The organism is Inquilinus sp. (assembly GCF_057815775.1).
On the sequence record NZ_JBYRFX010000771.1, the window covers coordinates 1 to 7775 of the forward strand.

Genomic DNA, 7775 nt, shown 5'->3' on the forward strand with positions numbered 1-7775 from the left:
CCCGTCGATCCCCGGCTCCGGCCTGATCGACAAGGATGTGGTGCTGGAGACCGACGCCGATGTCGTCGGCCACATCAATGGCGGCCACACCGCCCTGCCGGACAGCCAGATCCGCTGCATCTGCGAGGGCTGCAAGCGCGGGCTGGAGCTGGTGCACAACGGCAATGAGCGGGCGGCGCTGTTCACCATGCGCACGGCGAAGGAGATGGGGCAGCTCGACCGCGTCATCCTCGGCACCGACGCGCCGGCCGGCTCCGGTGTCCAGCCGCTGGGCATCCTGCGCATGGTGGCGATGCTGTCGTCGCTGGGCGAGGTCTCGGCCGAAACCGCCTTCTGCTTCGCCACCGGCAACACCGCGCGGATGCGCAAGCTCGACGCCGGCATCATCGAGACCGGCTGGTCGGCCGATTTCGTGTTCCTGGACACGGCGCAGCATTCCGCCGGCACGTCGATGCTGGAGAGCGTGCAGCTGGGCGACCTGCCGGGCGTCGGCATGACCGTGATCGACGGCGTGGTGCGCAGCCAGCGCAGCCGCAACACCCCGCCGGCGACCCGGGTGCCGGTGGTGGTGAGGGGCTAGGCAGGGCATGGCGAGCCCTTGTGGGCTCGCCCGATCCTATGCCTCGAGATCCTCGCGGAAGCGGTCGATCTGGTGCATCCGCTCATGCAGGATCGTCACGATGCCGATATCGCCGTTCGACAGCCTGCGCCAATAGACGAAGTGCCGTTCGTACTGGAAGACGTAACCCTCGACGCCGAAGGCAGCCGGGACGGGGCGCGACATCACCCCATGCGCTTCGATCGCGTTGAAAGCTTGGAACAGACCGACGATGTAGCGATCAGCCTGCGCGGTTCCACAGCGGTCCCGCGTGTGGCGATAGATCTCGTCGACACGATGGGACGCCGCCTCCTGGATACGGACGGCTGCCATCCCGTCAGGTCCGGTTGCGCGCGATGACCTCGGCCGCGGTCAGCGGCATATAGGATGACTCTGGTGCCGCGAAGGCGTGGCGAAGCTCGGTCTTCAACCGGTCGAAAGCCTCCTTCTCCGCCCGCTCCTTGTCGCGGCGGATCAGGTCCCGGATGTACTCGCTGACGTTCTCGTAGGACCCGTTCTCGCCGACATTGGCGGCCACGAAGTCCCTCAGGGTTCCACTGAGGCGGACCGTCATCGTCGTGGTGCTGGACATGGCGCAATCCTGCCTGGGTGCGTCTTCAATATAATCATAAATGAAGACGGTTCCAGGCCGTCGAAGGCTTGACGGCCCAGTCTTGGCGAATCCGCTTGCGGCCTTTGCTCGCGGCGGTATCGATCGCACCCCATCGGCCGCGGCAACTGGCCTATCATCCCGTGTCCGGCGTCTCCGGCCGGAGCACCGGCGGCGGCGCCGTCGATCGTCGGACCCAGATGCGGAGGAGAAGTGATGAAGGTGATCAAGGCCGCGGCGCGGCAGAGCAAGCCGGCGCGGGCCGACTACTTCACCGGCACGGTGTGGATGAACGAGGTCGTGGTCGCCGACGGGCCCTCGCGGCTGAACGCGTCGCTGGTGACCTTCAGCCCGGGCGCGCGGACCAACTGGCACACCCATCCGATCGGGCAGATCCTCTACGTCACGTCGGGCGTCGGCCGGGTGCAGAAGGAGGGCGAGGCGCCGATCCTGCTGCATCCCGGCGATACCGTGGTGATCCCGCCCGACGTGGTGCACTGGCACGGCGCCGCCCCCGACCAGGTGTTCTCCCATCTCGCGATGTGGGAGACCGAGGGGCCGGGGACGGTCTGGCTGCACCAGGTCGCCGACGCCGATTACACCGCGCCGGCCGTGCTGCCGGGCTGACCGGCACGCCGCGGCACCCCGTGCTGAAGCCGCTGGAACGACGGCGCGTCATCCGTTCGAATGACGCGCCGCGGCCTGCCGGACGATAGGATGCGCCCACAGCCGATCACCAGACATCGGCGGCCACGCAGGGCAGCTTCCCATGGCGACCTTCATCGGCGACGACAATGCCAACGACCTGTCTGGAACGCCGACCGCATTCGACCCCACCACGGGCGATCCCATCCTCGTCTCCGACAACATCTATGGCCGGGGTGGCGATGACACGCTGCACGCCGCCGGCTATGACACTCTCTACGGGGAAGCCGGCAACGACATCCTGTACGCCCGCTACGGCCACAACGATTTCTCCGGCGGGGATGGCAACGATACCGTCGACTACAGCCAGGCCGACCTGCTCGCCGGGGGCGTGTTCGCCAGCATCGGCGAATCGATCGGTGGGGGGGCGGGCTATGCCGACGCGATCGGGCTGGATGTCGAGAATCTCACCGGCACCCAGTTTGGCGACACGCTGTTCGGGTCCGATGGGAACAACGTTCTCAAGGGCGAAGCCGACCCCACGAGCGGCTTTGCCGGCGATGACGTGCTGTATGGCCTCGGCGGCGACGACTCGCTCTATGGCGGCGGCGGCTTCGACCGGCTCTATGGCGACGTTGGCGCCGACAGCCTGTACGGCGGCGGTGGCGAGGACCTCCTGCGCGGTGGCGACGGCGACGATCTGCTGGAAGGCGGGGCCGGGCCGGACACCCTGATCGGCGGCGCCGGCGCCCATGATCTCGCCGTCTACTTGAACAGCACCGCCGGCGTGACCGTGACGATCGGCGCCTATGGCAGCGGCGGAGAAGCCGAAGGCGACCTGGTCGGCCCGGATGTCGAGGACATCATGGGGTCGTTCTTCGCGGATGTGCTGACCGGCTCGGCTGCGGACAATGTCCTGTATGGCGAGTTTCCGTTTGCAGCAACCGGCGGCGACGACCGGCTCTCCGGTCTCGACGGCAATGACTCGCTGCTCGGCCTTCTCGGCAACGACACGCTGTCTGGAGATGCCGGCGACGATGCGCTCGATGGCGGTCCCGGCAACGACGTGCTCCACGGGGGAGCCGGAACCGACAGCCTCGACGGCGGGGCCGGGGCCGACATCCTCGATGGCGGCGACGGCATCGACACGGTCACCTTCTCCTATAGCCCGGCTGGGGTGACGGTCAGCTTGAGCGGCCAGGCGGGGAGCGGCGGCGACGCCCAGGGCGATACTTATATCGGCATCGAGAATCTCGAGGGCTCCGATCAATCGGACGCGCTCACGGGCAATGGCCTGGCCAATGCCCTGTTCGGCAACGCCGGCAACGACGTGCTTCGGGGCGGGGCCGGCGCCGACCATCTGGACGGCGGCGCCGGCATCGACACGGTGAGCTACACCACCAGCGCGACCGGTGTGACCGTCAATCTGAACACCCGGGCCGGCAGCGGCGGCGACGCCCAGGGCGACACCTACACCGGCATCGAGAACGTCAATGGCAGCCAGGGCGCCGACACCATCACCGGCAACATCCTGGCCAATGTGCTGAACGGCTGGGCCGGCCGGGATGTCCTCACCGGCCTGGCCGGTGCGGATCTCTTCGTCTTCTCGGCGTTGAGCCACAGCGCGGTCGGCGCCAATGCCGACCGGATCACCGATTTCAGCCACGCCCAGGGCGACAGGATCGACCTGCACCTGATCGATGCGAACAGCACCGTGGCCGGCGATCAGGCCTTCCACTTCATCGGCGGTGCCGCTTTCGGGCACCATGCCGGCGAACTGCGGGAAAGCATCTCCGGCGGTTCGACCACGGTGACGGCGGATGTGAACGGTGACGGCGTGGCCGATTTCAGCCTCAGCCTGAGCGGCAGCATCACCCTGGTCGCGGCGGATTTCGCCTTGTAAGCGGGCCGCGGTCGGGCCCGTGCCGCGCCGGCGGCCCCGCCGTCAGCTCAGCTTGCGCAGCAGGGCGATCAGGGTGGCCTGCTCGGCGTCGGTCAGCGGTGCCAGCGTTTCTTCGGTGATGCGGTGGGCGTTCGCGGCGATGCGGTCGGCCACGGCATGGCCGGCCGCGGTCAGGGCGACCTCCAGCCGGCGGCCATCCTCCGGGTCCGGGCGGGTCTCGATCAGGCCGCGCTTGCCCAGCCGGTCGACCACGCCCTTGATCGTCGCCGCATCCATGGCGGTGCGCCGGCCCAGCCGGTTCTGCGAACAGGGGCCGCGCTCCTGCAGCTTGGCCAGCACCGCCCATTGCGTGGCGGTCAGGTCGTCGCCGATCCCGGCGGAAAACAGCGCGGCGTGGCGCTGGCTGACCTGGCGCAGGATGAAGCCGATCTGCTCGTCCAGGTGATAGGGTTTCGGGGCCTTTGGGGCGCGCGTCTCTGCGGCGGACATGGTCATTCCCGCTTGGTATCACACCGCGAGATAGGCGTCGCGGATCTCCGGCTTCGCTTCCAGCTCCGCCATCGTGCCGCCGAAGCGGATGCGGCCGCTTTCGATGATGTAGGCGCGGTCGGAGATCAGCCGGGCGAAGTGCAGGTTCTGCTCGGACAGCAGCACGCTCAAGCCCTCGCGCTTCATCTCCAGGATGGCATCGGCCATCTGCTCGACGATCTTCGGCGCCAGCCCTTCCGACGGCTCGTCCAGCAGCACCAGCGACGGGTTGCCCATCAGGGTGCGGGCGATGGTCAGCATCTGCTGCTCGCCGCCGCTCATCCGGCCGCCGGCGCGGTGGCGCATCTCGGCCAGGTTGGGGAACAGGGCGTATAGCCGCTCCGGCGTCCAGCTCGGTGCGCCCGGTCGGACCGGCTGGCGGCCGACCGACAGGTTCTCCACCACCGTCAGGTCGGTGAAGATCCGCCGGTCCTCCGGCACATAGCCCAGCCCGGCGCGGGCGATGTCATGCGTGGCGCGGGTCGAGATGTCGACCCCGCCGAACTGGATGCGGCCCTCGCGCCGCGGCACCAGCCCGACCAGCGAGCGGAAGGTGGTCGACTTGCCGGCGCCGTTGCGGCCGAGGAAGGCAACGACCTCGCCGGCCCCGACCTCGAAGCCGACATCGAACAGGATATGGGCCGGGCCGTAATGGGCGTTGAGGCCGGAGACCGTGAGCATCATGCGGAAACCTCCTCCCGGTGCTTGGCGTCGTAGACCAGGCCGTCGCCGAGATAGACGGCGCGCACCTGCGGGTCGCGGCGCACCGCGTCGGGCGGGCCCTCGGCGATCAGCGCGCCGCGGTTCAGCACCATGATCCGGTCGGCATGCTCGAACACCACATCCATGTCGTGCTCGGTGAACAGCACGCCGATCTGCCGCTCCTTGGCGATCCGGGCGGTCAGGCGCATCAGCTCGACCCGCTCCTTCGGCGCCATGCCGGCGGTCGGCTCGTCCATCAGCAGCAGCTTCGGCGCGTTGGCCAGGGCGATCGACAGCTCCAGCCGCTTGACGTCGCCATAGGCCAGCTCGCCGCAGGCCCGCTCCGCCGCTTCGCCCAGCCCGACGAGGTCGAGCAGCGCATCGGCCTCGCCGCGATGGGCCCGCCCGGCGAAGCCCAGCCCGGCGACGGGGCGGTGCGACAGCAGGGCCATCTGCACGTTTTCGCGCACTGTCATCGAGCCGAAGGTGGCGGCGATCTGGAAGGTGCGGCCGACGCCCAGGCGCCAGACCCGGCGCGGCGCCATCCCGGTGATGTCGCGCCCATTCAGCCGCACGCGGCCGCCATCCGGCCGGATCTGGCCGTTCAGCATGTTGAAGCAGGTGCTCTTGCCGGCGCCGTTCGGGCCGATCAGGGCCAGGATCTCACCGGCCTGCAGCGCGAAATCGACGCCGCGCACCGCCTGCACCCCGGCATAGGATTTGGCCAAGCGCTCGACCTGCAGCAGGGGGGCACTCATTCGGCGGCCTCCAGGCTGGATGCGGTCGGTGACGGCTTTTCAGCCTTCCGGAAGCGGCCGCGGATCTCGCCGACGAAGCCGACCAGCCCCTTGGGAAAGGCCACGACCAGCAGCACGATGATGCCGCCCAGCACCAGCTTCGACAGGTCGGTCTGGCTGACCAGCCAGATCGACAGCGCCTTGTAGACGATGGCGCCGACCACGGCGCCCGACGCGGTCTCGATGCCGCCCAGCAGCACCATCACCAGCCCGTCGATCGACACCGGGATGCCGAGATTGTCGGGGAAGACGCTGCCCTTGAGGAAGGCGAACATCGCCCCGGCCAGCCCGGCCATGGTGCCGGCGATGACGAAGGCCATCCATTGCACCCGCGGCCGGCCGATGCCGATCGCCTCCGCCCGCTGCGGCGAATCCCGCACCCCGCGCAGGGCATAGCCGAAGGAGGAGAAGGTCAGGATGCGCAGGAGGGCGATGCCGGCGGCGGCCACCACCAGCGCCAGCCAGTAGAAGGCGGCGGGGCTGGAAGCCCAGGCGGCCGGCCAGATCCCCAGCATGCCGTTGTCGCCGCCGGTCACCTCGGTCCATTGCGTCGCCACCGACCAGGCGATCTGGGCGAAGGCCAGGGTCAGCATGGCGAAATAGACGCCGGACAGCCGCACGCAGAACAAGCCGAACAGCATCGCCCCGGCCAGGCCGAACAGCGGCCCAGCCAGCAGCGCCGCCGCCATCGGCAGGCCCAGCGCCTTGACCGCGAAGGCGGCGCCATAGGTGCCGAGGCCGAAATAGGCCGCATGGCCGAAGGAGGCGAGGCCGCCTGTCGTCATCAGGAACTGCAGGCTGGCGGCGAACAGGGCGAAGATCGCGATCTCGGTCGCCACCGTCAGGGTGTAGGCGCCGGCGACGCTGGGCAGCAGCACCGCCAGGGCCAGCACGGCCAGCAGCAGCAGGCGCTCGGTGGTGCCGAAGGGCCGCCACGGCCGGATGCCGATGGCGACGCTGGGCCGGGACGCGGCCTCGGGCTTGCCCAAGAGGCCCCAGGGCCGCACCACCAGCACGCAGGCCATCACCAGGAACACCAGCACCAGCGAGATGGTGGGGAAGACCAGGATGCCGAAGGCGTTCAGCTCCGACACCAGCACCGCGGCGATGAAGGCGCCGGGCACGCTGCCCAGGCCGCCGATCACCACGACGACGAAGACCTCGACGATGACGCGCAGATCCATGCCGTGGCTGACCGCGTCGCGCGGGATCTGCAGGGCGCCGCCCAGCCCGGCCAGGAACACGCCCAGCGCGAAGACGCTGGTGAACAGCCATTTCTGATTCACGCCCAGGGCGGCGACCATGTCGCGGTCCTGGGTCGCGGCTCGCACCAGCACGCCCCAGCGGGTGCGCCGGAACAACAGCCACAGCAGGCCCAGCACGACGGGGCCGAGGACGATCAGGAACAAATCGTACAGCGGCAGCGGCTGGCCCAGGAACTGGACCGCCCCCTTCAGCCCCGGCGCACGGCGGCCGACCAGGTCTTCCGGCCCCCAGATCAGGATCACCAGATCCTCGACCATCAGGGTGACGCCGAAGGTGGCCAGCAGCTGGAACAGCTCCGGCGCCTTATAGATCCGGCGCAGCAGCACGATCTCCAGCAGCGCACCCAGCACCGCCACGGCCAGGGCGGCCAGCACCAGCGCGGCCCAGAAGCCGACCGCGCCCGACAGCCGCTCGGTCAGGGTGTAGGCCAGGTAGGCGCCCAGCATGTAGAAGGCGCCATGCGCGAAGTTCACGATCCGCGTCACGCCGAAGATGATCGACAGGCCCGACGCCACCAGGAACAGCGAAGCGGCGCTGGCAAGGCCGGTCAGGAACTGGGCGACGAGGAAATCCACGTGATGCGGTCCCTGTTGTGAGGGGAGGGGAAAACCCCTCCGATCGTCATTCCCGCGAAAGCGGGAATCTCTTCGGGTTCCTGTTCGGGTCTGTCGCGAGATCCCCGCTTTCGCGGGGATGACGCTTCGGGTTCAGAGGCCGATCACTCCG

The 7775-nt window shown here is 69.1% G+C and carries 9 protein-coding genes; 3 read left to right on the forward strand and 6 right to left on the reverse strand.

Annotation, left to right across the window (positions count from 1 at the left end; all coding sequences use genetic code 11):
- Positions 1 to 580: amidohydrolase family protein (locus AC3XYG_RS27200; protein WP_489143006.1), on the forward strand; the 580-nt coding region annotated here is incomplete at its 5' end.
- 36 nt (positions 581 to 616) lie between these two features.
- Here AC3XYG_RS27200 and AC3XYG_RS27205 read toward each other — a convergent pair.
- Together AC3XYG_RS27205 and AC3XYG_RS27210 are read right to left on the reverse strand one after the other, a co-directional pair.
- On the reverse strand, positions 617 to 931 hold the full coding sequence (locus tag AC3XYG_RS27205) for a type II toxin-antitoxin system RelE/ParE family toxin (RefSeq protein ID WP_489143007.1): 315 nt from the start codon (positions 929 to 931) through the stop codon (positions 617 to 619).
- A 4-nt stretch (positions 932 to 935) separates the two neighbouring features.
- Positions 936 to 1190: a ribbon-helix-helix domain-containing protein gene (locus AC3XYG_RS27210; RefSeq protein ID WP_489143008.1), complete on the reverse strand. Its 255-nt coding sequence runs from the start codon at positions 1188 to 1190 to the stop codon at positions 936 to 938.
- Between the two features lie 234 nt (positions 1191 to 1424).
- Between AC3XYG_RS27210 and AC3XYG_RS27215 the strand changes: the two genes are divergently transcribed.
- On the forward strand, positions 1425 to 1835 hold the full coding sequence (locus tag AC3XYG_RS27215) for a (R)-mandelonitrile lyase (RefSeq protein WP_489143009.1): 411 nt from the start codon (positions 1425 to 1427) through the stop codon (positions 1833 to 1835).
- Positions 1836 to 1977: 142 nt separating this feature from the next.
- Positions 1978 to 3756, forward strand: coding sequence for a calcium-binding protein (locus AC3XYG_RS27220; protein ID WP_489143010.1), 1779 nt, complete (start codon positions 1978 to 1980; stop codon positions 3754 to 3756).
- Positions 3757 to 3798: 42 nt separating this feature from the next.
- On the opposite strand, the gene AC3XYG_RS27225 is transcribed toward AC3XYG_RS27220, so the two are convergent.
- From AC3XYG_RS27225 to AC3XYG_RS27240, 4 genes are read right to left on the reverse strand one after another with little or no spacing between them, the layout of a single operon-like run.
- Complete coding sequence (locus AC3XYG_RS27225) at positions 3799 to 4251, reverse strand: MarR family winged helix-turn-helix transcriptional regulator (RefSeq protein ID WP_489143011.1); 453 nt, start codon at positions 4249 to 4251, stop codon at positions 3799 to 3801.
- 12 nt (positions 4252 to 4263) lie between these two features.
- Positions 4264 to 4965, reverse strand: coding sequence for an ABC transporter ATP-binding protein (locus AC3XYG_RS27230; RefSeq protein WP_489143014.1), 702 nt, complete (start codon positions 4963 to 4965; stop codon positions 4264 to 4266).
- Positions 4965 to 5744 carry an ABC transporter ATP-binding protein gene (locus tag AC3XYG_RS27235; protein WP_489143012.1) on the reverse strand — a complete coding sequence of 260 codons (780 nt, stop codon included), beginning with the start codon at positions 5742 to 5744 and terminating at the stop codon, positions 4965 to 4967. The genes AC3XYG_RS27230 and AC3XYG_RS27235 overlap by 1 nt, the downstream gene beginning before the upstream one ends.
- Positions 5741 to 7624, reverse strand: a complete 1884-nt coding sequence (locus AC3XYG_RS27240) for an ABC transporter permease (protein WP_489143013.1) — start codon at positions 7622 to 7624, stop codon at positions 5741 to 5743. Before AC3XYG_RS27240 ends, AC3XYG_RS27235 begins: the two co-directional genes overlap by 4 nt.
- Between the last annotated feature and the right edge of the window lie 151 nt (positions 7625 to 7775).